Here is a 25,371-nt window from a genome sequence, read left to right as displayed (position 1 = left end):
TCTTTCTCAAAGGGATCACCCGCCAAGGCCTGCTTGCACTCAGTACGATCTGGGCAGGCCCAGCACTTTTTCGGCGATGAAGTTCAGAATCATTTGCGGACTGACAGGGGCCAGGCGCGGAATCCACGATTCACGCATATAGCGCTCCACATGGTATTCCTTGGCATAGCCCATACCGCCGTGCGTGAAGATGGCCGTCTCGCAGGCCTTGGCGCAGGCCTCGGCCGCCAGGAATTTGGCGGCATTCGCCTCGGCTGCGCAGGGCAGGCCCTTGTCATAGAGAAATGCGGCTTTCTGCACCATTAAGTGTGCGGCCTCAAGCCCCATCCAGGCCTGGGCCAGAGGGTGTTGAATGCCCTGATTCATGCCTATGGGCCTCTCAAAAACCACGCGCTCCTTGGCATATTGCGTGGCCCGCGCGAGCGCCGCGCGGCCCAGGCCAACGGCTTCTGCAGCTATCAAGATCCGCTCTGGATTCAAGCCGTGCAGGATGTAGGAGAAGCCTTTATCTTCCTCCCCCACCCTGTCCTCCACCGGAATGCGCAGCCCGTCGATGAACACTTGGTTGGAATCCACACATTTGCGCCCTAGCTTGTCGATCTCGCGTACCTCCACGGTACTGCGATCCAGATCGGTATAAAACAGGCTCAGCCCTTCTGTACCGCTGGATTCCTCCACAGCTTTGGTGCGCGCCAGCAGCAGGATTTTATTGGCCACTTGCGCGGTGGAAATCCAGACCTTTTGACCATGCACCACATAGTGACCCCCATCGCGCACGGCGCGAGTTTTGAGCTTCAGGGTGTTGAGCCCGGCATCGGGCTCGGTGACACCAAAACAGGCCTGATCCTTACCGGCAATCAACGGCGGCAGCCAGCGCTGCTTTTGCTCCTGTGAGCCAAACACCACCACCGGGTGCAAGCCAAAGATGTTCATATGTACGGCCGACGCCCCCGACAACCCCGCCCCCGTAGCTGCGATGGTGTGCATCATCAGCGCGGCTTCGCCAATGCCCAGACCAGCTCCGCCGAAAGCTTCCGGCATGGCAATGCCCAGCCAGCCGGCCTCTGCCAAGGCTTGGTGAAAGGCATGGGGGAAGCCACCCTCGCGGTCACGCTCCAGCCAGTAGTCGGCATCAAACGGTGCGCAAACACGTTCGATGGCTTGGCGAATCTGTTCTTGCTCAGGGCTCCAGAGAAAGTCCATATCTCACTCTCTTTCCAATTCAATGCCTTGGTTCAACGCCACACCAGCGCGGGGGTTCTCCATAGGGGGCTAGATCACCAGCAGCCGGATTGGCGTATCGCTGGTTGCACGGAACACATGCATGCTGTCTGCTGGAAAAAAGCAGGTAGCAGGCCTGTTCTATGCCAGGGTGGGCATGGGGCAAGGTGCAGCCTCCTTTTTCCAGCGCATCTCCATGTGCTTCGCCCCCACATTGAAGTAACGCCATGTACCTGACATTCACCACATGCTGGACGGATCAAGCATTCAAGTCCAATTGCTTTTAGTCGCTGAATAATTCATTTTCCGAATCATTCAACGGTCTGGCTCAGGCCCTGAGCACAGGCGCAATATGCAAGGGTATGGTCACCGGCCCGTCGTTGATCAGCTGCACCTGCATGTCGGCAGCGAAGCGGCCTGTAGCCACATCGGGGTGCAAGGCCCGGGCACGCTCCACCAGGTAGTCGTACAGGCGCTCGCCATCCGCAGGTGCTGCCGCACGCGTGAAACTGGGACGGTTACCGCCGCTGCAGTCAGCTGCCAGCGTGAACTGGCTCACGATGAGCAGGCCGCCTGCGGTGTCCTGGAGGCTGCGGTTCATCTTGCCCGCCTCATCAGAAAAAATGCGCAGCTTGAGCAGCTTGGCCAGCAGCTTGTCGGCTTCGGCCTCCGTGTCTGCACGCTCGGCGCAAACCAGGGCCAGCAAGCCAGAGCCTATGCGGCCTACGGTCTGGCCGTCGATTTCCACGCGCGCCTCACGCACGCGTTGCAAGATACTCATCATGTGGATTGCCGGGAAGAAGTGATGTCGGCCGCATCGGCCAGTTGGGCAGCCTCTATGGCTGTCGCCATGCCCAGGGGCAGCAACTCGATACGGGCATAAAGACCGGGAATGGCCTGAAGCAGCTCGCCTTCCAGCGCGGTGCGCAGCCTGGCCGCGCGGCTCACGCTCCATTCGCCGGGCACATGCATGTGCAGATCGGCAAAGCTGCGCTCGCCGGCCTGCCGGCTGGAAATGTTGTCGAACACCACACCGGGCTCGCGCCGTGCAAAGTCGCTGAGGATGCTGTCGATCCTGAGTCTTTGAGGAGCATCCAGCGCCTGGTCCATCAGACCCTGGGCCGATTGCCAGACCAGTTGCAAGCCCTGCCAGAAGATATGCACGGCCACGGCCAGAGCCACGGCCGCATCCAGCCAGAGCCAGCCCGTGAGTGCCGCCGCGATCAGACCTGCGACCACGCCCGCCGAAGTCCAGACATCGGCCAGCAAATGCCTGGCATCGCCCGCCAAGGCCATGGAGCGGTGGGCGCGTGCCGAGCGCAGCATGAGCAGGGCCAGGCCACCATTCAGGGCCGTGCTCAGCAGTGACAGCAGCAGGCCCCAGCCCAGCTGCTCCAGCGGCTGGGGACTCCATAGCCGCGAGGCTGCAGCCCAGGCGATGGCCAGGCTGGCTCCAATGATGAGAATGCCCTCGAAGCCTGCAGAGAAGTACTCGGCCTTGTAGTGACCATAGGGATGGCCGGTATCGGCAGGCATCTTGGCCACGGTGACCATGGTCAGCGCAAAAACTGCGCCTGCCAGATTGACGAATGCTTCCAGCGCATCGGACAGCAGCCCCACCGAGCCCGTGAGCCACCAGGCCAGGGTCTTGAGCACAATGGTCAGCAGTGCCACCACGATGGACAGGCGCAGCAGCTTTTGCGGAGCCATCCAGGCGGGGACCTGGGTCTCGGTAAGGGATGGAGTCAAAGCGGGCATGGGCGGGTTCAGATCATTCAGATCAAGCCTTGGTCAGGCAGGCTCGGCTATTCAATGGCGCGCTTTGCAGAGCAGCTCCAGCATGCTTTCACAGAATTCTTGCCTTGACGCTCTTGCCCTTGATACGGCCCTGATTCATGCGCGCCACCGCCTGCTCGGCAATGCCGCGCTCCACGGCCACATAGGTCGAATAGTCGTTGACGCTGATCTTGCCAATCTGCTCGCGCGCATAGCCAAAGTCCGCGCACATGGCTCCCATCACATCGCCGGCGCGAATTTTTTCCTTGCGCCCGCCAATGATTTGTATGGTGGCCATCGCAGGGCGCAGTGGCTCCTCGCTTTGCGCCTTGAGTTCGGCCAGTGGCTGCCATTCGGACTCCCGCCCCTGCATTTGCTCGATCCTGCCGACCAGGCCCATTTCATCAAGACTTGCCAGGCTCAGCGCAAGCCCCGTGGCATCGCCCCGACCCGTTCGGCCTATGCGATGCACATGGATTTCAGGATCGGGCGTCACCTCCACATTGATCACCGCAGCCAGGCTGCTGATGTCCAGCCCGCGCGCCGCCACATCCGTGGCCACGAGCACCGAGCAGCTGCCGTTCGCGAACTGCACCAGCACCTCGTCGCGTTCGCGCTGCTCAAGCTCGCCGAACAAGGCCAGAGCGCTGAAGCCCTGGGCCTGCAAAACCGCGACCAGGTCACGGCATTGCTGCTTGGTATTGCAAAACGCAATCGAGGATTGGGGGCGGAAATGCAGCAGCAATTGGGACACCGTGTCCAGGCGCTGGTCTTCCGTGACTTCATACCAGCGCTGCTCTATCTTGTGCGTGTCGTGCTGGGCCTTGACCGTCACGCGCTGCGGATCGCGCATGAAGCGCTGAGCCAACTGACCGATCCCCTCGGGGTAGGTGGCCGAGAAAAGCAGGGTCTGGCGCTCTTTCGGACATTGGCGGATCACGGTTTCCATATCGGCCATGAAGCCCATGTCCAGCATGCGGTCGGCCTCGTCCAGCACCAGGGTGTTGACCGCAGCCAGGTCCAGCGCCTGACGCTCCATCAGGTCCATGACGCGCCCTGGCGTGCCGACCACGATATGAGCGCCATTTTCCAGACTGGCGATCTGGCCGCGCGAAGGCACGCCGCCATAGACCGTGACCACCTTGATGTTGTCGTGCGCGCGGGCCAGGCGGCGGATCTCCACGGCCACCTGATCGGCCAGCTCACGCGTGGGGCATAGCACCAGGGACTGCACGGCGAACCAGCGTGGATTGAGCCGGCTCAGCAGCGCCAGGCCAAAGGCTGCGGTCTTGCCACTGCCCGTGCTGGCCTGGGCAATCAAGTCCTGGCCGCGCAAGGCCAGAGGCAGACTGGCCGCCTGTATGGCCGTCATCTGCGTATAACCCAGTTGCTGAAGATTGGCCTGCATGGAGGGCGACAGGCCCAGACCTGCAAAGTTCTGACCGGGAGTGGAAGCGCTTGAATTCATGGAAGGAGATTATCCAGGGCAATCAAAGCCTATGCCGCTTCAACAGCAAGCCGTCTCACGAATCGCCGCAGCAGCGGCTGTACCCCGGGGAAGCGGCTCGGCCGCTCAGGAGGATCCACATCTCAGCGACAATATTGCATGGTTTTGCCTCATCCCCCCTCGCAGGCCAATCCGGCCGGCACCACTTCGCACACCTGCCCGCAAAGCGCGCTGGCCCATGTTCAGCAGCTGTACCGCGAGCAGATCGAGCATTTGCGCTCAGCCATGCAGCGCTTTGTAGCCGGAGAGACGCCGAATGGCGGCGCAGTGCATGCCTACTACCCCTTTGTGCGCATCCATACCAGCACCGTAGCACGCGCCGATACGCCGCTGGCCTACGGCTTTGTCGAAGGCCCTGGCACGCACGAAGCCACACTGACCCGGCCCGACCTGTTCGCCAGCTACTACGAGGAGCAGTTCCGCCTGCTGATCAGCAGCCATGGCGTACCGCTGGAGGTCGGTCTGAGCGACAAGCCGATACCGATTCACTTCTCGTTCGCCGAAAACGACCATATAGAGGGATCGCTGTCGCGCGAACGGCGCACACTGATGCGTGACGTGTTCGACCTGCCTGACCTGGAAGCCATGGACGACGGCATAGCCAACGGCACCTGGCGCCAGCAGCCCGGCGAGGCCTTGCCGCTGTCCCTGTTCACGGCGCCGCGCGTGGACTATTCGCTGCACCGCCTGCGCCACTACACGGGTACCCAGCCCGAATGGTTCCAGAACTTTGTGCTGTTCACCAACTACCAGTTCTACATCGATGAATTCATCCGCCTGGGCCATGCCGAGATGGCCAAGCCAGACAGCGAATACATCGCCTTCATCGAGCCTGGCAACGTGGTCACGCGCCGCACGGGCCTCTCGGCAGAGGATGGTGACGATCTGGGCAGCCCTCCGCCGCGCCTGCCGCAAATGCCCGCCTACCACCTGGTGCGTGCCGACCAGAGCGGCATCACCATGGTCAACATAGGCGTAGGGCCAGCCAATGCCAAGACGATTACCGACCATATCGCCGTGCTGCGCCCCCATGCGTGGATGATGCTGGGCCACTGCGCAGGCCTGCGCAACAGCCAGCAATTGGGCGACTATGTGCTGGCCCACGCCTATGTGCGTGAAGACCATGTGCTGGACGAGGAGCTGCCGCTGTGGGTTCCCATCCCTGCTCTGGCCGAGATCCAGGTCGCCCTGCAGCAGGCCGTGGCCGATGTCACGCAGATGGACGGCACCGACCTCAAGCGCATCATGCGCACCGGCACCGTGGCCAGCACCGACAACCGCAACTGGGAGTTGCTGCCAGACAACCTGCCCCAGCGCCGCTTCAGCCAGAGCCGGGCCGTGGCCCTGGACATGGAGAGCGCCACCATTGCGGCTAATGGCTTTCGCTTTCGTGTGCCCTATGGCACCTTGCTGTGCGTGAGCGACAAGCCTTTGCATGGCGAGATCAAGCTGCCAGGCATGGCCAACCACTTCTACCGCGAACGCGTGGACCAGCATTTGCGCATCGGCATGCGCGCCATCGACATACTGCGTGAAGGCGGCAGCCAGCGCCTGCACAGCCGCAAGCTGCGCAGCTTTGCCGAGGTGGCGTTCCAGTAACAGGACGCGCCCTGGGCGTCACCTCACGCCGCTTCAGCCACCCGGATCAAATCCACGGCCTTCTCCGCAATCATGACTGTGGGCGCGTTGGTGTTGCCGCTGATCAAGCTGGGCATGATGGAGGCATCGACCACACGCAGGCCTTGCAGCCCATGCACGCACAGCTGGGCATCGACCACATCCATGGGGCCCGGCCCCATGCGGCAGCTACCTACGGGGTGGTAGATGGTGTCCGAGTTCTGGCGAATGAAGTGCTCGATCTGCGCATCGCTGCGCGCATGGGCGGACAGGGCCATCTCCTGCCCACCATATTCGGCCAGGGCTGGCTGCGCCATGATGGAGCGCAGACAGTGCACGCCCCGCACCATGCGCTGCATATCGTCGGGGTCCGAGTAAAAGCCCGGGTCCACAAGAGGCAGGGCCATGGGGTCGGCACTGGCCAGGCGCACACTGCCACGGCTTTTGGGCCTGAGCACGCAGACATGCACGGAATATCCATGGCCCCAAAGTGTCTTGCGCCCATGGTCGACCAGCTTGCCAGCCACCATATGCAGTTGCAGATCCGGCGCATTTTCTTCAACACTGCTGCGTATGAAGCCGCCTGCTTCGGCAAAGTTGGAAGTCAGCATGCCGGCACGCTGATTACGCCACTCGCGCGCCGCGCCCCAAAGCCTGCGGCCCCCACCCAGCGAGATGCCAAAGCTGTCCGTGAACTTTTCCCCTTCGGCCACGAGAATGGCGTCGGGATGGTCCTGCAAATGCGCGCCCACACCCGGCAAGTCGTGCAACACCTTGATCCCATGGGCACGCAAATGCTCGCCCGGCCCTACGCCCGAAAGCATGAGCACCTGGGGCGATAAAAAGGCTCCGCCGCACAGCAGGACCTCGCGGCGGCAGCGCATCTGGTGCAGGGAGCCGTTTTGTCGGTACTCCACACCCACGGCACGCCGGCCCTCGAACAGAATGCGCTGCACGCGGGCACCGGTTTCCACACGCAGATTGGGACGCATGCGATGGGGCTGCAGATAGGCCTTGGCCACATGGTGACGCTCGCCCTGGCGCTGAGTCACCTGGTACAGACCCACACCCTCCTGACTTGCTCCGTTGAAGTCTCGGTTTTCCTCGTAGCCAGCCTGGATGCAGGCACGCACAAAGGCACGGGACAAGGGGTTCGGGGCACGCAGATCGGCCACGTTGAGCGGGCCGCCAACCCCATGCCAGGCATCGGCCCCGCGCTCGTTGTTCTCGGCCCGCAAAAAATAGGGCAGCACACTGTTCCAGTCCCAGCCCGGATTGCCCTGAGCCGCCCAGCCCTCATAGTCGGCCTGCTGGCCGCGCACATAAATCATGGCGTTGATGGCACTCGATCCCCCGAGCCCCTTGCCGCGCGGCTGATGCCCACGCCGCCCGCCCAGGCCTGGTTGGGGCTCGGTAGCCTGCCCCCAGGCATGCAAGCCCAGCTTGGCAAGAACGGCCAGGCCTGCCGGCAGATGGATGAAGAGGCTTTTGTCCTCACCACCTGCCTCGATCAAGGCCACCTGCGTGCCAGCATCCTCGCTGAGCCGCGCGGCCAGCACCGAGCCCGCCGATCCTGCTCCGATCACAATGTAATCATGCATTTGCATCTCCTGATGCCTCGATTGCAACAGTCGCCCAGGCAGCGCGCCAAGCCAGAGCAAACCCGGTAGACATGGTATTTGCAGCTACCATCGACGCTATTTAACCTGTACAGGAGATTGGTAATCATGGCAATTCAAACCGTAGGCATCGTTGGCGCTGGCACCATGGGCAACGGCATAGCGCAGGCTTGCGCGGTTTCCGGCATCAATGTGGTCATGGTGGACATCTCCGAAGCCGCTGTGCAAAAAGGCCTGGCCACCGTGGCTGCCAGCCTGGACAGGTTGATCAAGAAAGAGAAGCTGACCGAGGCCGACAAGACGGCCGCCCTGGGCCGCATCCAGGTCTCCACCAGCTATGACGAACTCAAGTCCGCCAACCTGGTCATCGAGGCCGCGACCGAAAACCAGGAAATCAAGATCAAGATCCTCAAGCAGCTCGACGAAATGCTGGGCTCCGATGTGATCGTTGCCACCAACACCTCGTCGATCTCCATCACCCAGCTGGCCGCCGTCACGGGCCGCGCCGACCGCTTCATTGGCATGCACTTCTTCAATCCCGTGCCCATGATGGCGCTGGTGGAGATCATCGTCGGCCTGCAAACCTCGGACGCCACGCGCGATGCGGTCAAGGCCCTGGCCGAGCGCCTGGGCAAGACACCCATCATCGTCAAGAACGCACCGGGCTTTGTGGTCAACCGCATTCTCGTGCCCATGATCAACGAAGCCTTCTTCGTGCTTGCCGAGGGCCTGGCCTCGGCCGAGGACATAGACGCCGGCATGAAGCTGGGCTGCAACCAGCCCATAGGTCCCCTGGCCCTGGCCGACATGATCGGCCTGGACGTATGCCTGGCCGTAATGGAGGTCTACCTCAAGGAGTTCGGCGACAGCAAATACCGCCCCTGCCCGCTGCTCAAGGAAATGGTGGCCGCCGGCCGCCTGGGCCGCAAGAGCGGCGCAGGTGTTTACACCTACTGATTCGAGTCTCGCGCGGTCCTGTGCGCGACTGCCTTCCTCGAAGTGCTGGTCTAAGGTCTGCGCAGGAGACCGTCATGCAAATCAATACCCCTACGCCACCACCCGAAGGCTGCATCAGCTGCGAGGTGCGTGGCCATGTTCTGCTCATTGGCATCAACCGCCCGGCCAAGCGCAACGGCTGGACGCCGCCCATGTTCGAGCAACTGGCCCAGGCCTATACCCGCCTGGACGACGACCCCGAACTGCGTGTAGGCCTGCTGCACGCATTTGGCGAGCACTTCACGGCCGGACTGGACCTGCCCGTGATGGCCGAGTTTCTGCGTACCGGCAAGAAGGCCATTCCCTCGGGCCTGGTCGAGCCCCATGACTACGGCCTGACCGGCTACCGGCGACGCGCCAAGCCCATGGTCGCAGCCGTCAAGGGCATTTGTTTTACCGTAGGCATAGAGCTGATGCTGGGCGCCGACATCGTGATCGCGGCCGACAACTGCCGCTTTGCACAGATGGAAGTGCAGCGCTGCATCATGCCCACGGGCGGCGCCACGCTGCGCATGGCCGAGCGCGCAGGCGTGGGCAATGCCATGCTGCACCTGCTCACGGGCGACGAGTTCGACAGCGCCGAAGCCCTGCGGCTCAACTTTGTGCAGAAAGTCCTGCCCGCAGGCCAGGAACTGGCCGAGGCCATGCGCATTGCCGAGCGCATCTCGCAGCAGGCCCCACAGGCCGTGGTGGCCACACGGCTCAATGTGCTCAAGGCCATCGAGCTGGGCCAGGCCGCCGCCGTGGCCGACTTCATTCCCGTACAGCAGCGCCTGGCGAACAGCGAGGACGCGGCTGAAGGCGTGCGCTCCTTCGTGGAAAAACGCCCTGCGCAATTCACTGGCAGATAGGCCGCCCTCACCTTCCGCACTGAATTTACCGCCCCCGCCCGCAGTCTCCGGATTGCGGCTCTCTCAACTACATAAGGCCCACTGTTTATGCGTGCTTTTTTCACAGGCCGCTACCTGGCCCTTCTGGCAAGCTGTGGCGTCATGGTTTCAGCTCACGCCCAACAAACGCCCCAACCCAGCCTGCCCGACCCGGCGGCCACCACGGTTCAGGCCATGGGCTGGATGCAGGGCTTTCCGCCTGCACCGGACAAGCTCATCACCTTCGACAACCCGGTGGGCAACGCGTATCCGCGCTCACGCTGGACCTTCTCCCATATACGGGAGCTGGTGCCCACGGCCAATGTCTGGCGCGGCCCCGGCAACCCGGTCGCCCTGCCCCAGGCCCTGCGTGATCTGGATGGCGTTCGCTTCAAGGCCCTGGGCTCGGGCGAGGAGCTGAGCTTTGGCGAATCGCTGGCGCGCAATTACACCGACGGCATTCTCGTGCTCCACCAGGGCAAGGTGGTCTACGAGAAATACTTCGGAGAGCTCAAGCCCGAGCGCCCTCACATCGCCATGTCGGTGACCAAGTCCTTCGTGGGAACGCTGGCAGCCCTGCTCGCGCATGAAGGCAAGCTCGACCCCGAGGCAGCCGTCACCCGGTACCTGCCCGAGCTCAAGGACACGGCCTATGCGGATGCCACGGTGCGCCAGGTCATGGACATGACGATTGGCGTGCGCTATTCCGAAGCCTATGCCGACCCCAAGGCCGAGATCTGGGACTATGCGCGCGCCGGAGGCATGATCCCTCAGGGCCGCGACTATGCAGGGCCCAAGTCCTTCTACGAGTTCCTGCAGACACTGCAGAAAGAGGGGCCGCACGATCAGGCCTTTGCCTACAAGACCGTGAACTCCGAAGTCCTGGCCTGGATACTGCGCCGTGTCAGCGGCCAGTCCCTGGCCCAGCTTCTGTCCGAGCGCATCTGGAGCCATCTTGGCGCCGAGCAGGATGCCTTCTTCATGGTGGACCGCACAGGCACAGAGTCGGGCGGTGGCGGCCTCAACACCAGTCTGCGCGACCTCGCACGCTTTGGCGAGATGATGCGCAACAACGGGCAAGCCAACGGCCAGCAGGTGCTGCCCCGCGCCGTAATCGACGACATACGCACAGGCGGAGATCCCGCCAAGTTTGCCAAGGCCGGCTATGCCACCCTGCCCGGCTGGTCCTACCGCAACATGTGGTGGGTGTCGCACAATGCCCATGGCGCCTATTCGGCGCGCGGCATCCATGGCCAGACGATTTACATCGATCCCAAGGCAGAGATGGTCATCGTCCGCTACGCAGCCCATCCCGTGGCCGCGAATGCGGCCATAGACCCCCTGAGCCTGCCCGCCTACCAGGCCGTGGCCGAGACCCTGATGCGCAAGTAATAGAGCGACCCGAAAAGCGGGTTCTAAGAGCGTGTTTACGATCTCCTCGCGGCGCGCCAGTGTCTTTGCGGGATGGGATACGAGGCGCGACACCGCAGCAATAGCTGTGCTATTGCGAGGATTCGCAACGCTGTAGACCGCCCGCAAAGGCACTGGCCCGAAGGGTTGGAGCGAAATCGGGCGATTTCTTCGCACTGGCCCTTGCTTGCACCTCGGTGCAAGCTGCGGCCCATCGACTCAAACTCATCCCGATTGCGCTCCAACGCACCTGCGTAGAGATCGTAAACACGCTCTAAGACCCCGATTCACGCGCGGCTTGCACTACGCGCTGGCGCAGCCACCGGCTGGAAGCGTCATTGTGGAAGCGCTCATGCCAGTGCTGCTTGACCGCATAGGTCGGCAAGGCCAGCGGCGGCGGCAGCACCTGGATATTCATGCGCTCTTTTGCAAGCTCGGCAAAGCGCAGCGGCACCGTGGCGATGAGCTCGGTCTCCTCGACGATGCGGGCCACGCTCATGAAACCCCTGACCTCCAGGGCCACCTTGCGCGAGATCTGCAACCGCCTGAGCGCCCGATCGATCAGGTCTTCATGACCCGTGCCCAGGGTGAGCACATTGATATGCATCTCGGCCGCAAACTGCTCTTTGCTAATGCGTGAGCGGATGCGCGGGTGCTCCTGGGCTGCGATACAGACAAAACTCTGCTGAAACAGCACCTGCTGACGATAGCCCGCATCAAGCTGTGGCATGAAGCCCACCGCAAGATTGACGCTCCCATCCTCCATGCGTGCAGCAGTGTCGGGCGCAATCATCTCCACCGAGACCGATAGCGTGGGCGACTCGCGCGACACGGCCCGGACGATGCCCGGCAACAGCACGGACTCGCTGATATCGGTCATGCAAATCCTGAAGCGCCTCACCGATGCCCTGGGATCGAACTCATGGCCTTGATCGCGCGCGCCTTCGAGCTTGGCCGCGATATCGCTGACCACGGGCAGCAGGTACTGGGCCCGCGCCGTGGGCAGCATGCCCTGCGAGGTACGCGTGAACAGCGGATCGCCAAAGTAGCTCCGCAGTTTGCCCAAAGCCGTGCTGGCAGCCGCCTGGGACATGCCAAGACTCGCTGCCGCACGGCTCACGCTGGCCGTGTTGTGTATGGCCTCAAAAACCCTGAGCCATTCGAGATCGAGCTGCGCCATCGGTTGAATTATCAAAAAACTTGATAAACATCATCTTATATACAGATTGACAGAAGCAGTGCACAAAAACAAACAATCAGGCACTTTCACAAGTCCCGGCCGCAATGCGCCTGGCCGGCGTCCGCATCGGACCTGACGATTCAATCAAGGAGACAAATATGCGCCTTTCCCTCACCAAGACAACCGCGGTCTTTCTGACCGCACTTACGGCCTGGGCAGGTTTGAGCCCGGCCCTCGCCCAGCCGGCCGCCTGGCCGCAAAAACCCATACGTCTGCTGGTGGGCTTTCCTGGCGGCTCCACGCCTGACATGGCGGCACGTGCGATTGCGCCCAAAATCTCCGAGCAGCTCAAGGTACCCGTCATCATCGAGAACAAGCCTGGCGCCTCGGGCAATATCGCCACCGACCAGACGGCCAAGTCCTCGGACGGCCACACCTTTGGCATCGTCATCAATGGCAACCTGACCTCGGCCAAGATGCTCTACCCCAAGCTGCCCTACGAGCCAGCCAAGGACTTCAGCTATATCAGCCTGATAGGCACGGCACCGCTGATCCTGCTGTCACGCAACGGTCTGCCCGCAGGCAAGGAGTTCTTCAGCACGGCCGTCCAGAACGCCAGCCGTCTCAACTACGGCTCCGTGGGCAACGGCTCGGTCGCCCACCTGGGCATGGAGTTGCTGGCCGACAAGGTGCCCGGCCTCAAGCCCACCCATATTCCCTACCAGGGCAATACGCATGTGATCACGGCCCTGATCGCCAAGGAGATCGACATGGCCCTGATCCCTCCCGGAATTGCCCTGCCCCAGGCAAGCGCCGGCAAGGTCCAGGCCATTGGGGCCACTTCGGAAAAGGCCAGCGAGATCGCGCCCGGCATTGCACCGCTGTCGGACCTGGGCATCAAGGGGTTCAATCTTGAAGTCTGGACGGCCATGGTGGCGCCCAAAAACCTGCCCCCGGCCGATCAGGAAAAAATGGTCCGAGCCGTACAGACGGCCCTGGGCGATGCCGGGGTCAGGAAGCAGTTGGTCACCGCAGGCTGGCAAGCCCCGGACACACCTTCCCCGGCTCAGTTGCAGACCTTGATAGAGCGTGAAACCCAGCTCATGAAAAGCATCATCGACAGCCACCAGATCCGACTCGACTGAGCGGCATTACAGGACTCCCCCATGTCTTCTCCCTCCTCAGGCTTTGTTGTTGAGCCAGCCAAGAACGTGGCCGTTCATGGCGAATACGATGTCGTCGTCATCGGCGGCGGCCCCTCGGGTATTGCGGCTGCGGCCAGTGCAGCCAGAAACGGCGCCCGCACGCTGCTGATCGAGAGCTATGGTTTTCTGGGCGGCATGGGAACTGCCGGAGGCGTGACCAACCTTGCTGGGCTGTACGGCATCAGAAACGGCGTCATGCAGCAACTGGTGCATGGCGTGGTCGATGAGCTGATGGAGCGCATAGAGTGGCTGGGCGGCCTGAACCAGCCCCAGGACGGCATGCAGGGCCGCATACGTGTGCGCTCCTACGACATTTCGGCCTACAAATGCGCGGCCGATGCGCTGCTGCTAGAGCATGGCGTGGAATTGCTGTTCCACGCTCAGGCCAGGGCCGTGAGCCTGGCCGATGGCCGAATGGACAGCCTGCTTGTGGAAACCAAATCCGGGCGCAAGGCCATACGGGCACGGGCCTTCATAGACTGCACGGGCGATGGCGATGTCGCAGCCCAGGCCGGTGTGCCCTTCGAGGTCGGCGACGGCCAGGGCAGCGGCCTGTTCCCGACCACCATGTTCCGCGTGGGCAACGTGGATGCGGCTTCTGCCCTGGCTGCGATTGGTGACTTCAAGGCCATCAACGACTATATGCGCCAGGCCCAGGAAAGACATCCGGGGCGCTATGTTTTCCCACGCGATGGAGCCATCGTCCGTCCCCAGCTCAATCCTACGGAATGGCGCGTGAACGTCACCCAGATCAAGAATGCACAGGGCAAGGCCATGAACGGCGTGGATGCCGTGGAGCTCAGTCAGGGCGAGATAGAAGGCCGCCGCCAGATCGCCAGCTATTTCGAATTCCTGCGTGCCGAGGTTCCGGGCTTTGCGAACTCCTACATCATCGAGATCGCTCCCCAGGTCGGCATACGCGAGACGCGCAGAATCTGCGGCCTCTATCAGTTGAGCCGCGACGACATAGAGAACTCCGCGCGCTTCGAGGACACGGTAGGCATCAACGCCTGGCCCATGGAAATGCACCAGGACGGACGCGTGGACTGGGTGTTCCCCAAGTCCGCTCAGCGCGCCTACAACGACCTGCCCTGGCGCATGCTCGTCCCCCTGGGCATCTCCAACCTGCTGGTGGCAGGGCGCTGCGCATCGGCCACCCATGAAGGTCAGTCCGCAGCCCGGGCCAGCGGCGGCTGCTTTGTGATGGGGCAGGCTGCGGGCACGGCCGCAGCCATGTTCAAGGACACGCCGTTTGCAGAAATTTCCGTACCGGCCCTGCAACAGCGACTCATCGCCGATGGCGCCTACATAGAGCGCTAAAAGTCTTCTGTACGCCGTTGCTCTGCCTGGCCGCAGCCTGCCTGCGGCCAGCGGCTTCGCGCCCTCCCGTTTCCCCCGAGTATTTTCAAAAAGACATGCAGTTCTATCAGAATGGCTTCTATCCTGGCGACCCCGCGATTCGCAACCAGGGCCGTCAAGCACCCGCCCTGGGCGATGAGTATGACGTGGTCATCGTGGGCAGCGGCCCCACGGGCCTGACCCTCGCGGCCCAGCTGGCCGAGTTCAGCAGCATCAGAACACTGGTCCTGGAGCAAAAGAGCGGCCCTCTGGAAATCGGCCAGGCCGACGGCATCGCCTGCCGCTCCATGGAGATGTTCCAGGCCTTCGACTTCGCCGACAAGGTACTCAAGGAGAGCTACTGGGTCAACGAGACGGCGTTCTGGCGCCCGGACGTGCATGCGCCCCAGTCCATCGTGCGCAGCGGCCGCATCTACGACACCGAGGACGGGCTTTCCGAGTTCCCCCATGTCATCCTGAGCCAGGCACGCATCCATCAGTTCTTTCTGGACCGCATGGCCCAGGCCCCAGCCGCCTTGCAGCCGCTGTACGACAGCCGGCTCACCGCCATGGAGCGCCAGCATGACGGCGTGCAGCTGGAGCTGGAAACCCGGACCGCACAAGGCCTGGAAAAACACCGGCTCAAGACCCGTTATCTCGTGGGCTGCGATGGCGCGCACAGCGCCGTGCGCCGGCATCTGGGTTATGCCATGAGAGGGGACTCGGCCAACCAGTCCTGGGGCGTGATGGACGTCTTGCTGTCCACCGACTTTCCGGACATACGTCTCAAATGCGCCATCCACTCCAACAATGGCGGCAATATGCTCATCATCCCGCGCGAAGGCGGGCACCTGGTGCGCATGTACATCGAGCTCGACAAGCTGCAGGAAAACCAGCGTCTGGACCGCTCCACGGCCACCAGCGAAAAGCTCATCGAGGCCGCGCAAAACATCATGCACCCCTACCGCCTGGACATCCGCCAGGTCGCCTGGTGGTCGGTCTATGAGATAGGCCAGCGCATCTGCGACCGCTTCGACGACAGCCTCAGCACCGACGGCCTGCAGCAGGAGCCGCGCATCTTCATCGCAGGCGATGCCTGCCACACCCACAGCCCCAAGGCCGGCCAGGGCATGAATGTATCCATGCAGGACGGCTTCAATCTGGGCTGGAAGCTGGCCTCGGTGCTGCGCGGCCAGGCCAGATCCGAACTGCTTCAGACCTACTCGGCCGAGCGCAAGTCCATTGCCCAGGGACTCATAGATTTCGACCGCGAGTTCGCAAGGATGTTCAGCGAAAAACCCAAGCGCGCCGAAAATCAGGCAGCCCAAGGTGTGGACCCGCGCGAATTCCAGAACTATTTCGAGCGCAAGGGCCGCTTTACCGCAGGAGTGGAGACCTGCTATGCCCCCTCCATGATCACGGCGGACGCACGCCATCAGGAACTGGCACCGGGCCTGCGCATAGGCACGCGCCTGCACTCCGCGCCCGTGGTGCGCAGTCTGGACGGCAGGCCCATGCATCTGGGCCATGCGATCAAGGCCGATGGCCGCTGGCGCCTGATTGCTTTTGCCGACTACCGCCAGATGGATCGGGATGATTCCAAGCTGCGCGCCCTCATGCAGTATCTGGAGTCCGATGCGCAGTCGCCGCTGCGCCGCCTCACGCCTCAAGGCTGCGATGTGGATGCGGTCATGGAAGTACTGGCCGTTCTGCAGTCGCCACACCGCGAGCTCGATATGGTGGACCTGCCCGCCCTGCTTCGCCCCACCAAGGGCCGCTACGGCCTGACCGACTACGAAAAGGTCTACAGCATGGACGAGCGCCGGGGGCAGGACATCTTCGACCTGCGCGGGGTGAACCGCGATGCCGGCTGCATGGTCATCGTACGCCCCGACCAGCATGTGGCCGCCCTGTTCCCCCTGGATGCGCATGCGCAGATGGCCGAGTTCTTCAGCGGCATTTTCCAGGAGCCGCCACAGCCGCCCCTGCCCTGACCGGGCTACGCAGCAAGCCTCTGCCCATCGCCTAACTGACCAGAGAGGTGGCACGCGCACGTATACGCGACGGACCGGCCGACGACAGCTGCCCCAGCCCACATGGGTGCGCGCAAAGTGGGCCAATTCCGGCATGGGGTCGCGGCATAAGCCATGGCTGCAGCACCGGGCATGCAGACCCAGGTTTACCCCAGGTCTGATGAGCAAGCGCTGCAAGCCTGGGCTCAGCTTGGCCCGGCATCATGCCTGGACTGCGTTCACGAGTCCCTCATGAAAATTGCCTTGCTGTCCGACATCCACTCCAATCTTCAAGCCCTGCAAGCCTGTCTGGATCATGCCCAGGCCCAGGGCGCGCAGCAGTTTGCGCTGCTCGGCGACCTGATCGGTTATGGAGCCGACCCCGGACCCGTGCTCGACAAGGTCATGGCCTTGGTCGAGGCCGGGGCGGCCTGCGTGCGCGGCAACCACGATGAAGCCGCCCTCGCACCCAAGCCTGCCCCCAGAACGCTGGCCGAGCAAAGCGCGCAATGGACGGCACCGCAACTCGACGCACGCCAGCGCGCCTTTTTGCAAGGCTTGCCGCTGACCGCTCGCCTGGGCGCCAGTGCCCTGCTCGTGCATGCAAGCGCCGACAGCCCCGGTCGCTGGCACTACGTGCTCGACGCGAATGCTGCCGAACGCAGCCTGGACGCGGCCACGCTCATGGACCCGGCCATACGCTACGTATTCAGCGGCCATGTGCATGAGCAGGCCTTGTACTTTCTCACGCCCACGGCCAAGCTCATGCGCTTTGCTCCCCAGCCGGGCGTGGCCGTGCCCGTGCCGCCGCACCGCCAATGGCTGGCGCTGGTGGGCTCCTGCGGCCAGCCACGCGACGGCGATACGCGCGCCATGTACGCCCTGTTCGACGAGCAGGACGCCACACTGTGCTTTCACCGTGTGAGCTACGACCACATGGGCGCCGCCGCCGCCGTGCGCAGCACAGGCCTGCCGGCGCTTTGCGCCGACCGCCTGGAACAGGGCCTGTAGCGTCATGAAGCTGCTTGCCCCAGGCTCGGAAATCGATGGCTTCGTGCTGCACGAATGCCTGCACTCCGGCGGCATGGCCCATATCTACCGTGTGGGCTACGCCAATGCACAGGCCGACATGCAGCGCAGCTTTCCCATGGTCATGAAGATTCCACGCATGACCCTGCAGGATGGGGCCGAGAACATTGTGAGCTTCGAGGTCGAACTGGGCATACTGCCCCGGCTTTCGGGCTCGCATGTGCCGCGATTCGTGGCTGCAGGCGATCTGCTGCGTCTGCCCTATCTGGTGATGGAATATGTACCCGGGCAGACGCTGCAGCACTGGCTGGAGCAGCATCCCGTCGAGGCCAGGGATGCAGCCACCATCGCGCGCATGGGCAGCGTCATGGCCATTGCTGCGCACAACATCCACCAGCAAAACGTCTGCCATCTGGACATCAAGCCCGCCAACATGCTGCTGCGCCCCGATGGCAGCGTGGTGCTCCTGGACTTTGGCCTGTCCTGCCATGCCCACTACCCCGACCTGCTGGCCGAGGAAATGCGCAAGGCTGTGGGATCGCCGACCTGGATGGCGCCCGAACAGGTGGTGGGCGTGCGCGGCGACTTGCGCAGCGACATCTTCGCCCTGGGTGTGGTGCTCTATGAAATGGCCACGGGCGAGTTGCCGTTTGGCGCACCCGTCACCAGCGGCGGCCTGCGCCAGCGCCTGTGGATGACGCCTGCGCCGCTACGCCAGCACCGTCCCGATCTGCCCGAGTGGCTGCAGGAGGTGATTTTGCGCTGCCTGGAGCCCGAAGCCGCCCAGCGCTACCCCACGGCAGCGCATCTGGCCCTGGACCTTTCCAACCCCGACCAGGTGGTCACAGGCGAGCGCGGACGGCGCCTGCGCGGGCCGGGCTTCAAGACTCACTTCAAGCGCTGGATCAAGGCAGCAGGCATGCACTACCAGCCCAGCCCTCTGCCAGCACAGCAAATAGAGCAGGTGCCCATCGTCATGGTGGCCATTCCCCACGAGGATGTGAGCGATGCCACGCTGTACTCGCTGCGCGAGGCCGTGGCCCGCTCGCTTGGCATACGCCCCGGCGCGCGCCTGGCCTGTGTGAGCGTGATCTCGCCGGCCTCCAGCAGCAACGCCAGCCATGAGCACAGCGAAACCATGGCGCACCGCAAGCACCGCGCTCGTCTCAGGCAATGGGCTGCGGGCCTGGATCTGAGCAACCACAGCGCCAGCTTTCATGTGCTCGAGGCCTCGGACGTAGCCCAGGCCCTGATCCGCTATGCCGAAGCCAATCGCGTCGGCATGATGATTCTGGGTGCCGCCACCCACGGCCTGCAGTTGCAGCGTTTCATCGACACGATTCCCATACGCGTGGCCCGCGATGCGCCCTGCACCGTGATCCTCGTCAAGCAGCAACTGCCCTTCAGCGCCTTGGGAACAACGCAAGCCACGGCCTCTTCTCCCATCGAGGAGTGATGGTTACAGGCCCCAGCCCATGGCAGGCATACGACAATCCGGCCCCATGAAGACCCAACACCCCAAGGAACACCCGTTTGCCGCGCTCACGCCCGACTGCATACTGGACGCATTGAGTGCCGTCGGCCTGGAGCCTGACGGACGGCTCACGGCCCTGAGCTCCTATGAGAACCGGGTCTATCTGGCCCATCTTGACTCGGACGACAGGGTGGTCGCCAAGTTTTACCGCCCGGACCGCTGGAGCCGCGCCCAGCTCGCGGAAGAGCACGACTTTGCACAGGAGCTGGCCGATAGTGAAGTCCCCGTGGTTGCACCGCTGACGCTGCAGGGCAGCAGCGTGCATGAGCATGCGGGCTTTCTTTTCAGCGTCAGTCCCTGGCGCGGCGGGCGCAGGCCCGAGCTCGACGACTATGAGGTACTGGAATGGATAGGCCGGTTCCTCGCACGCATACACAGCGTGGGCTCGGCCAGACCGTTCGGCGAGCGCCCCCGCCTGGATCTGCAAAGCTTTGGCTCGGAGCCCATGCAATGGCTGCTCGAGCAGCAGTTGATCCCAGCCGAAGTGCGCTCGACCTGGCAGACGGAATGCCAGAAAGCTCTTGATTTGATAGCTGAAGGCACTTGCCAGCAAAGCGGTTTAGGGCTATTCAACCTAAATCAGGCACAGCATCTGCGCCTGCATGGCGACTGCCACCCCGGCAATGTGCTGTGGACGCCGCTGGACGCAGAAGGCCGGGGCGGCCCCCACTTCGTGGACCTCGACGATGCGCGCATGGGCCCGGCAGTGCAGGACCTGTGGATGCTGCTGTCCGGCGATCGCGCCCAGCGCACCCAGCAACTGAGTGCCCTGCTCGAAGGCTACGAGCAGTTCAGGCCCTTCGACCGGCGCGAGCTGGCCCTGATCGAGCCGCTGCGCACGCTGCGCCTGATCCATTACAGCGCCTGGCTGGCCAGGCGCTGGGATGATCCCATTTTCGCCATCAACTTCCCCTGGTTCGGCAGCCCCGATTACTGGCGCGGCCAGGTCGCCATGCTGCACGAACAGATCGAGGCCATGCAGGAAGCACCTTTGTTTGTTTGATATGGCTTCCTGAATCGCTTCGCGCCTTCCCTTCGAAGGCGAAAGTCAGCCTCGCTGCGGAGCAGCTCTTGCTCGTCAAGAAACGTATCAACCTCCTGCACCTGATCAAGTCTGCCTATGCAGAAATGTCTTGTACACGACATTAATTTTCAGGGATTGTGCCCTCACAAGGATGGCAGCGCTTTTCGCCGCATGCTGGTCTAGACTTTGCTGTTTTTCTTTACAGCGCATTTTTCTTGCAAAGATCCAGACCGGCACCTGCTCATGTCTTTTCTTCCACCTCGGTCATCGCATCTGCCCCAGACACTTCGCCCGCCCCCGGCCGTGCAGAAGGTGCTTGTCGTAGACGACGTTCCTGGCAATGCCAGCGTCATACGCAGTGTGCTGCATGACCTGGGGGACGTGCTCATTGCCAACCATGGGATGCAGGCTCTCGAGCTGGCCCGCGAGCACCAGCCGGACCTGATTCTGCTGGACGTGAAAATGCCAGAGATGGATGGCTTCGAAGTCTGCCGCCGTCTCAAGGCCGACCTGGCGACCGCCCAGATTCCGGTGATCTTTCTCACCGCGCAGATCGAGCTGCACTGCGAGGAGCTGGGCCTGAACCTGGGCGCCGTGGATTTTGTGACCACGCCATTTCGCGCCCCTGTGCTGCGCGCACGTGTGCGCAACCATCTGGAACTCATGCGCCAGCGCCAGGTCCTGGAGCGCCTGTCGCACAGCGATCCGCTGACGGACCTGGCCAACCGGCGCTTTCTCGACGCCCAGCTCGGGCGAGAATATCTGCGCCTGCAGCGCCTGGAACAGCCGCTGTCCCTGATCATGATCGACGTGGACTTCTTCAAGGCCTACAACGATCATTACGGCCATCTCGCCGGGGACGATTGCCTGGTGCGCCTCGCCCGGGCCTTCTCCGAGGTTCTGCAAAGGCCTGGAGATTTGCTGGCCCGCTATGGCGGAGAGGAATTCCTGTGCCTGCTGCCGCATACCGATCTGGAGGGTGCGGTACAGGTGGCACAAGGCCTGCTCCGCACCGTGCGCGACCTCGGTCTGCCACATGAGTCATCGCCGCATGGCGGCATTCTGAGCGTGAGTCTGGGCGTGGCCAGTGCAACGCCTTCGCCATCGAGCAACGCCCAGCAGTTGGTGGCCCTGGCCGACCATCGCCTGTACCAGGCCAAACGGCAAGGCCGTGACCAAGTGGTGTTCGAGTAACTGCGTTTTCAACCCCTCGAGCACACCAAGCTGAGCCCAGCCCGTACACGAGAGACAAGCTCAGCCGGCAACCTGGTTTTGCGACAAGACGCCTTTGAAGAAGCCGCTGGCGCCTGGACTGCCGACAGCAGTCAAAGATCGCTGCGCCCCATAAAGGGATCGCTCCAGCCATGCTGCCCCGTCTCCACACGGCCCGCAAAGCGGCGCGCATAGTCAGGCATCTCGGCGCAACTGACTACAAAGTCATACCAGCGCGCGCTGTCTGACAGGTCCCAGTGCAGCTCGCCCATGCCTCCAGGGGCCACCGTGATGCGCCAAGGGCCATCTTCGCGGTAGGCCCTGGCGCGCACGGTGAACCGAGCCTCGGTCCGGCCTGCATTCATGAGCTTCAGATAGATCTTGCCTCCCGCAATGTCATAGCACACACGCACTTCGGGATCGGGCTGGCCTGCCCTGGTCATGGCATCGCCGGAAAACCTGCGGTGATAGCCGTTGGGCCCGAGCACCCAGAGGTCGTACTTTCCGACCTTGTCCGCTGCCTTCCAGGTATCGCTGAGCTGTTTGCCAGCCTCGACCATGAAGCGGCGCGGCACACGGCCCAGGTTGAGCTTGTCATAAACGTGGAACACGCCGGCCTGGGAGCCGCTGTTGGCGAAGATCAGCGTCACCTGCCCCGTGAGCTGGTCCACGCGTGCGCTGGTATGCAACTCATAGGGCAAGGCGCGCGAAGGACGCACCCCCGTCGGCTGCTGCGGCAGTTGCTGCAGCTCGGGCCGGGCCACCTGGGCCAGTGCCTCCTGGGCATAGCGCAGCTCATCGGCCTCACTTCTGTTCCGACGCCCAGGCAAGGGAGCCAACTGCTCGTGATTGGGAGAGGTGAAGTTGAAGGCCGAGGTGAGATCACCAAACACGGCACGCCTGTAAGGCGAGATATTGCCCTCTGCCACGCCGAAGCGGGCTTCCAGGAAACGCAGCACCGAAGTGTGATCGAACTGCTGGGAATTGACCCAGCCGCCACGGCTCCAGGGCGAGATCACATACATCGGCACACGCGGCCCCGGGCCATAGCAATCGCCGTCGGCCGCAGGCATGGCGGTGCCCTCGGCCGCCGCATGGGTGTAGTACTCGCAGGAGAGATCGTCCTTGGACAACGTGGTCTTGCCATGGATCAGGCCACTGGCCATGTCCAGCGAAGGAGCACAAGGCGGCGGCATGTGATCGAAGTAGCCATCGTTCTCATCGAAGTTGATGAACAGCACGGTCTTGCTCCAGACCTCGGGGTTGGCCGTGAGCGCATCCAGCACCTCCTGGATATACCAGGCGCCCTGCACGGGGCTCGAGGGGCCCGGATGCTCGGAGTATTCGGCCGGAGCGATGATCCAGGAAACCTGGGGCAGCCGGCCGGCCAGGACATCGGCCTTGAAGCTGCCCAGCAGACCGCCATCGGGCATGGTATTGGCAATGCCCTTGTACAAGCCCTTGCCGTCCGAAGCCCGATCGTAGGCCGGGCAGGTGCTCTGGTCATGGAATACGGGCTTGCCCGAATCCAGATTGGCTTGACGGTATTGCCTGAAGCCGACCAGCGGATTGTCCGTGAAGTTATCGGGCATGTACTGGTAGACCAGCCAGCTCACGCCGGCCGCTTCCAGGCGCTCGGGATAGGTCTTCCAGCGGTGGCTGTCGTTGACATCCGAGCCCGATCCAAGCCAGTCGCGCGCGTTGTTGACCACCACACCACGATCGCCCACATTGGCGCCGTTCGTTCCCGTCCAGTGGAACAGGCGGTTGGTGTTTGTGCCACCATGCAGCGAGCAAAAGTACGCATCGCACAAGGTGAAGGCATTGGCCAGCGCGTACTGAAACGAGACTTCCTGCTCCTTGTAATAGCCCATGGACTGGGGCTCCTTGGAAGCCGGCCAGCGGTACATGCGTCCCTTGTCCCAGGCATCGCGTGCATCGATCCAACTGTGCGGCGTTCCCGAGACGCGCTGGGCATTGCCCCGGGTCTGATCCAGGTGGTAGGGAAGAATCACCTTGCCTGTGGCATCGAGTTGCTGCAACACATTGAGCCCGTTGGGCACGGGTATCGTGAAACGGTCACCGAAGCCGCGCACACCGATCAAGGTGCCGAAGTAATTGTCGAATGAGCGGTTCTCCTGCATGAGGATGACCACATGCTCCACATCCTTGATCGTGCCCGTGCGATTGTTCGCCGGTATGGCCAGCGCACGGCGGATGCTGGGCGGAAACATGGACAGGGCGGCAGCGGAAGCACCGACACCAAGGCCGCTGGCGAGAAATCTGCGTCTGGAGGAAGACATCATTGGTCTGGAGGCAAAAGCGTATGGGAGCGAGAAACCGGTCAAGGCGCACAGCGCAGTTGCGGCGTCTTCTCATTGGGGTCTGTGGGACCGGTCGGCACAGTGGGCTCCTCGGGCTCGGGCTTGTCGCCGCCGCAGGCCGTGAGAGTGAGCGCCACACAAACGCCCAGCAGAACGTGGCGCCACAGCGCGGGTGCAAAAGCGTGAACAGTCTTCATATGGCAGGCAGCCTGTCGTCCGTGTATTGCGTCGTGCCCGCAGGCAGCGTGGCAATGGGCTCAGCGTCGCGCAGCAGCTTCAAGGGTGCAGACGGTTCTTGCCCCAGCTTCCAGGACCGCAGCACGCTGGCCTTGTCCTTGCCGGAGCTCGCCTGCATGCTGTGTATGGAGCCCGGCGCCTGCAGGGCCTGGCCTTCGAGATCCTCGCGCCCGGCCCAGGCATCGACACCCAGGTGCCTGAGCACCGTGGGCTGCACATCGGCCAGCGATGGCCGGGCATACAGCACCTGCAGATCCGCTGGCGCTGAAGCACCAGCCCCCGCCAGCGAAGCCATGGCCTGCATCAAGGCCGGATAGGACAGGCCACCGGCCTGCACCAGCAAGACCTTGCTCGCTGGCTGCTGAGAAATCACTGGAGGCGGCTTGATTTCGGGATCGACGGGATCCGTGGGAGCTGGGGGGCTGCTCTCGCCACCACCGCAGGCGAGCAACAGCGAAGAGGGCATGGCACTGGCGGCCAGCTTGCAGATGTTTTTTGGAGGCGGCACCTTGTTCTCCGTGGTCAGACTGAGTACCCACAGACCGATGGTCCGTGCGAAGTCTGGCCACCCATCTGCCGCACAGGAGATGAAGGATCAAGCCCCTATGCGTTGAATGAGGTGCGAGTATGCAAACCGGAGATGTCCCCGAGGTGACACCTGCATGCTGTTTTCATGACGGCAGCCTGCAGAAGGGGACAGGTCATCAAAGGAGTTAGGCCTCTAGCGCCCGTCCATCAAGCGCTTTCAGCTATCAAAAATGGATTAACCGGCGCACTCAGAACACTGGGCGGATTCAAGTCCAAGTGCAACAAAAGATCAATGCACGGATTCAGGCTGCAAAGCCAACTGGGCCAGGTGCTGTGCATAAACGTCTATGGGCTTGCGCCAACCCAGCGTCATCCTGGGCCGCCCATTGAGCTGGTCTGCGACCGCATCAAGCTGCTCCTGCGTGTAGCCACTGAGGTCGGTGCCTTTGGGGAAGTACTGGCGTAGCAGTCCATTGGTGTTCTCGTTGCTGCCCCGCTGCCAGGGGCTGTGCGGGTCGCAGAAGTACACCTTCATGCCTGTGTTCTTGGTGAGCTGGACATGCTCGGCCATCTCCTTGCCCCGGTCATAGGTCAAGGTCTGGCGCATGGGGCGGGCAATGCTGTTGAGTTTGTCTGTGAAGGCCTGCAGCACATGCGCTGCCGTCGCGGGATGGGGGTGGGGTAGCTTGACCAGCACCACCAGGCGTGTAGTGCGCTCCACCAAAGTTCCAAT

21 protein-coding genes and 1 pseudogene are annotated in these 25,371 nt (G+C 62.9%); 11 read left to right on the top strand and 11 right to left on the bottom strand.

Features of this window, described 5'->3' with window-relative positions; translation table 11 throughout:
* Window positions 1–39: 39 nt before the first annotated feature.
* From G486_RS0121140 to dbpA, 5 genes and pseudogenes are all read right to left on the bottom strand, one after another.
* Window positions 40–1,203, bottom strand: a complete 1,164-nt coding sequence (locus tag G486_RS0121140) for an acyl-CoA dehydrogenase family protein (RefSeq protein ID WP_027017316.1) — start codon at window positions 1,201–1,203, stop codon at window positions 40–42.
* Window positions 1,204–1,272: 69 nt separating this feature from the next.
* Window positions 1,273–1,437 (bottom strand): annotated as a pseudogene (locus G486_RS24690) (cupin domain-containing protein); the annotation flags it as partial.
* 112 nt (window positions 1,438–1,549) lie between these two features.
* Complete coding sequence (gene dtd, locus G486_RS0121130) at window positions 1,550–2,005, bottom strand: D-aminoacyl-tRNA deacylase (protein WP_027017315.1); 456 nt, start codon at window positions 2,003–2,005, stop codon at window positions 1,550–1,552.
* Window positions 2,002–2,979, bottom strand: a complete 978-nt coding sequence (locus G486_RS0121125; protein WP_027017314.1) for a cation diffusion facilitator family transporter — start codon at window positions 2,977–2,979, stop codon at window positions 2,002–2,004. Before G486_RS0121125 ends, dtd begins: the two co-directional genes overlap by 4 nt.
* Window positions 2,980–3,067: 88 nt before the next feature.
* Window positions 3,068–4,465 (bottom strand): ATP-dependent RNA helicase DbpA, encoded by a 1,398-nt coding sequence (dbpA, locus tag G486_RS0121120; protein WP_027017313.1) that lies wholly within the window; start codon window positions 4,463–4,465, stop codon window positions 3,068–3,070.
* A 138-nt stretch (window positions 4,466–4,603) separates the two neighbouring features.
* Between dbpA and G486_RS0121115 the strand changes: the two genes are divergently transcribed.
* Window positions 4,604–6,103: an AMP nucleosidase gene (locus G486_RS0121115; protein ID WP_027017312.1), complete on the top strand. Its 1,500-nt coding sequence runs from the start codon at window positions 4,604–4,606 to the stop codon at window positions 6,101–6,103.
* A gap of 23 nt (window positions 6,104–6,126) precedes the next feature.
* Here G486_RS0121115 and G486_RS0121110 read toward each other — a convergent pair whose 3' ends face one another.
* Window positions 6,127–7,722, bottom strand: coding sequence for a GMC family oxidoreductase (locus G486_RS0121110; RefSeq protein WP_027017311.1), 1,596 nt, complete (start codon window positions 7,720–7,722; stop codon window positions 6,127–6,129).
* A gap of 126 nt (window positions 7,723–7,848) precedes the next feature.
* Here G486_RS0121110 and G486_RS0121105 point away from each other — a divergent pair, with 126 nt between their 5' ends.
* The 3 genes from G486_RS0121105 (at window position 7,849) to G486_RS0121095 (ending at window position 10,997) form a co-directional block, all read left to right on the top strand.
* Entirely contained in the window at window positions 7,849–8,697 is an 849-nt protein-coding gene (locus G486_RS0121105; protein ID WP_027017310.1) for a 3-hydroxybutyryl-CoA dehydrogenase, read from the top strand.
* 74 nt (window positions 8,698–8,771) lie between these two features.
* On the top strand, window positions 8,772–9,587 hold the full coding sequence (locus G486_RS0121100; RefSeq protein WP_027017309.1) for a crotonase/enoyl-CoA hydratase family protein: 816 nt from the start codon (window positions 8,772–8,774) through the stop codon (window positions 9,585–9,587).
* Window positions 9,588–9,728: 141 nt separating this feature from the next.
* A complete protein-coding gene (locus tag G486_RS0121095; RefSeq protein WP_051303722.1) occupies window positions 9,729–10,997 on the top strand; it encodes a serine hydrolase domain-containing protein in 1,269 nt (422 codons plus the stop codon).
* 292 nt (window positions 10,998–11,289) lie between these two features.
* Here the strand turns inward: G486_RS0121095 and G486_RS0121090 are convergent, their stop codons facing one another.
* Window positions 11,290–12,195, bottom strand: coding sequence for a LysR family transcriptional regulator (locus tag G486_RS0121090; protein ID WP_027017307.1), 906 nt, complete (start codon window positions 12,193–12,195; stop codon window positions 11,290–11,292).
* Between the two features lie 158 nt (window positions 12,196–12,353).
* Here G486_RS0121090 and G486_RS0121085 point away from each other — a divergent pair, with 158 nt between their 5' ends.
* The 7 genes from G486_RS0121085 to G486_RS0121055 all read left to right on the top strand — a co-directional run bounded on the left by G486_RS0121085 (window position 12,354) and on the right by G486_RS0121055 (window position 21,531).
* Entirely contained in the window at window positions 12,354–13,340 is a 987-nt protein-coding gene (locus G486_RS0121085) for a Bug family tripartite tricarboxylate transporter substrate binding protein (RefSeq protein ID WP_051303721.1), read from the top strand.
* 21 nt (window positions 13,341–13,361) lie between these two features.
* Window positions 13,362–14,720 carry an FAD-dependent oxidoreductase gene (locus tag G486_RS0121080; protein ID WP_027017305.1) on the top strand — a complete coding sequence of 453 codons (1,359 nt, stop codon included), beginning with the start codon at window positions 13,362–13,364 and terminating at the stop codon, window positions 14,718–14,720.
* Window positions 14,721–14,815: 95 nt separating this feature from the next.
* Window positions 14,816–16,732 (top strand): FAD-dependent monooxygenase, encoded by a 1,917-nt coding sequence (locus G486_RS0121075; protein ID WP_027017304.1) that lies wholly within the window; start codon window positions 14,816–14,818, stop codon window positions 16,730–16,732.
* A 270-nt stretch (window positions 16,733–17,002) separates the two neighbouring features.
* Window positions 17,003–17,761: a metallophosphoesterase family protein gene (locus G486_RS0121070; protein ID WP_027017303.1), complete on the top strand. Its 759-nt coding sequence runs from the start codon at window positions 17,003–17,005 to the stop codon at window positions 17,759–17,761.
* A 4-nt stretch (window positions 17,762–17,765) separates the two neighbouring features.
* Entirely contained in the window at window positions 17,766–19,235 is a 1,470-nt protein-coding gene (locus tag G486_RS0121065) for a serine/threonine protein kinase (protein ID WP_027017302.1), read from the top strand.
* Between the two features lie 46 nt (window positions 19,236–19,281).
* The gene (locus G486_RS0121060) at window positions 19,282–20,316 is read left to right on the top strand and encodes a serine/threonine protein kinase (RefSeq protein WP_027017301.1); all 1,035 of its coding nucleotides are present in this window, start codon (window positions 19,282–19,284) and stop codon (window positions 20,314–20,316) included.
* Between the two features lie 264 nt (window positions 20,317–20,580).
* Window positions 20,581–21,531, top strand: coding sequence for a GGDEF domain-containing protein (locus G486_RS0121055; RefSeq protein ID WP_034388760.1), 951 nt, complete (start codon window positions 20,581–20,583; stop codon window positions 21,529–21,531).
* Window positions 21,532–21,662: 131 nt separating this feature from the next.
* On the opposite strand, the gene G486_RS0121050 is transcribed toward G486_RS0121055, so the two are convergent.
* From G486_RS0121050 to G486_RS0121030, 4 genes are all read right to left on the bottom strand, one after another.
* Window positions 21,663–23,852, bottom strand: a complete 2,190-nt coding sequence (locus tag G486_RS0121050; RefSeq protein ID WP_027017299.1) for a phosphocholine-specific phospholipase C — start codon at window positions 23,850–23,852, stop codon at window positions 21,663–21,665.
* A 41-nt stretch (window positions 23,853–23,893) separates the two neighbouring features.
* On the bottom strand, window positions 23,894–24,070 hold the full coding sequence (locus tag G486_RS24200) for a hypothetical protein (protein ID WP_156920123.1): 177 nt from the start codon (window positions 24,068–24,070) through the stop codon (window positions 23,894–23,896).
* A complete protein-coding gene (locus tag G486_RS0121040; protein ID WP_156920122.1) occupies window positions 24,067–24,618 on the bottom strand; it encodes a hypothetical protein in 552 nt (183 codons plus the stop codon). The genes G486_RS24200 and G486_RS0121040 overlap by 4 nt, the downstream gene beginning before the upstream one ends.
* 309 nt (window positions 24,619–24,927) lie before the next feature.
* Window positions 24,928–25,371 (bottom strand): IS30 family transposase (locus G486_RS0121030; protein ID WP_027017297.1); only part of this gene is annotated, 444 nt, incomplete at its 5' end.

It is taken from the genome of Comamonas composti DSM 21721, assembly GCF_000429845.1.
Classification (GTDB): domain Bacteria; phylum Pseudomonadota; class Gammaproteobacteria; order Burkholderiales; family Burkholderiaceae_C; genus Comamonas; species Comamonas composti.
Note: the sequence above shows the minus strand (reverse complement) of the source record. Positions and strands in the feature narration are given on the sequence as shown.

Excerpts from the sequence above, each read along its gene's own strand:
- G486_RS0121140 (WP_027017316.1), bottom strand. The coding sequence starts at position 1,203 with ATGGACTTTCTCTGGAGCCCTGAGCAAGAACAGATTCGCCAAGCCATC.
- dtd (WP_027017315.1), bottom strand. The coding sequence starts at position 2,005 with ATGATGAGTATCTTGCAACGCGTGCGTGAGGCGCGCGTGGAAATCGAC.
- G486_RS0121125 (WP_027017314.1), bottom strand. The coding sequence starts at position 2,979 with ATGCCCGCTTTGACTCCATCCCTTACCGAGACCCAGGTCCCCGCCTGG.
- dbpA (WP_027017313.1), bottom strand. The coding sequence starts at position 4,465 with ATGAATTCAAGCGCTTCCACTCCCGGTCAGAACTTTGCAGGTCTGGGC.
- G486_RS0121115 (WP_027017312.1), top strand. The coding sequence starts at position 4,604 with ATGGTTTTGCCTCATCCCCCCTCGCAGGCCAATCCGGCCGGCACCACT.
- G486_RS0121110 (WP_027017311.1), bottom strand. The coding sequence starts at position 7,722 with ATGCATGATTACATTGTGATCGGAGCAGGATCGGCGGGCTCGGTGCTG.
- G486_RS0121105 (WP_027017310.1), top strand. The coding sequence starts at position 7,849 with ATGGCAATTCAAACCGTAGGCATCGTTGGCGCTGGCACCATGGGCAAC.
- G486_RS0121100 (WP_027017309.1), top strand. The coding sequence starts at position 8,772 with ATGCAAATCAATACCCCTACGCCACCACCCGAAGGCTGCATCAGCTGC.
- G486_RS0121095 (WP_051303722.1), top strand. The coding sequence starts at position 9,729 with ATGGTTTCAGCTCACGCCCAACAAACGCCCCAACCCAGCCTGCCCGAC.
- G486_RS0121090 (WP_027017307.1), bottom strand. The coding sequence starts at position 12,195 with ATGGCGCAGCTCGATCTCGAATGGCTCAGGGTTTTTGAGGCCATACAC.
- G486_RS0121085 (WP_051303721.1), top strand. The coding sequence starts at position 12,354 with ATGCGCCTTTCCCTCACCAAGACAACCGCGGTCTTTCTGACCGCACTT.
- G486_RS0121080 (WP_027017305.1), top strand. The coding sequence starts at position 13,362 with ATGTCTTCTCCCTCCTCAGGCTTTGTTGTTGAGCCAGCCAAGAACGTG.
- G486_RS0121075 (WP_027017304.1), top strand. The coding sequence starts at position 14,816 with ATGCAGTTCTATCAGAATGGCTTCTATCCTGGCGACCCCGCGATTCGC.
- G486_RS0121070 (WP_027017303.1), top strand. The coding sequence starts at position 17,003 with ATGAAAATTGCCTTGCTGTCCGACATCCACTCCAATCTTCAAGCCCTG.
- G486_RS0121065 (WP_027017302.1), top strand. The coding sequence starts at position 17,766 with ATGAAGCTGCTTGCCCCAGGCTCGGAAATCGATGGCTTCGTGCTGCAC.
- G486_RS0121060 (WP_027017301.1), top strand. The coding sequence starts at position 19,282 with ATGAAGACCCAACACCCCAAGGAACACCCGTTTGCCGCGCTCACGCCC.
- G486_RS0121055 (WP_034388760.1), top strand. The coding sequence starts at position 20,581 with ATGTCTTTTCTTCCACCTCGGTCATCGCATCTGCCCCAGACACTTCGC.
- G486_RS0121050 (WP_027017299.1), bottom strand. The coding sequence starts at position 23,852 with ATGTCTTCCTCCAGACGCAGATTTCTCGCCAGCGGCCTTGGTGTCGGT.
- G486_RS24200 (WP_156920123.1), bottom strand. The coding sequence starts at position 24,070 with ATGAAGACTGTTCACGCTTTTGCACCCGCGCTGTGGCGCCACGTTCTG.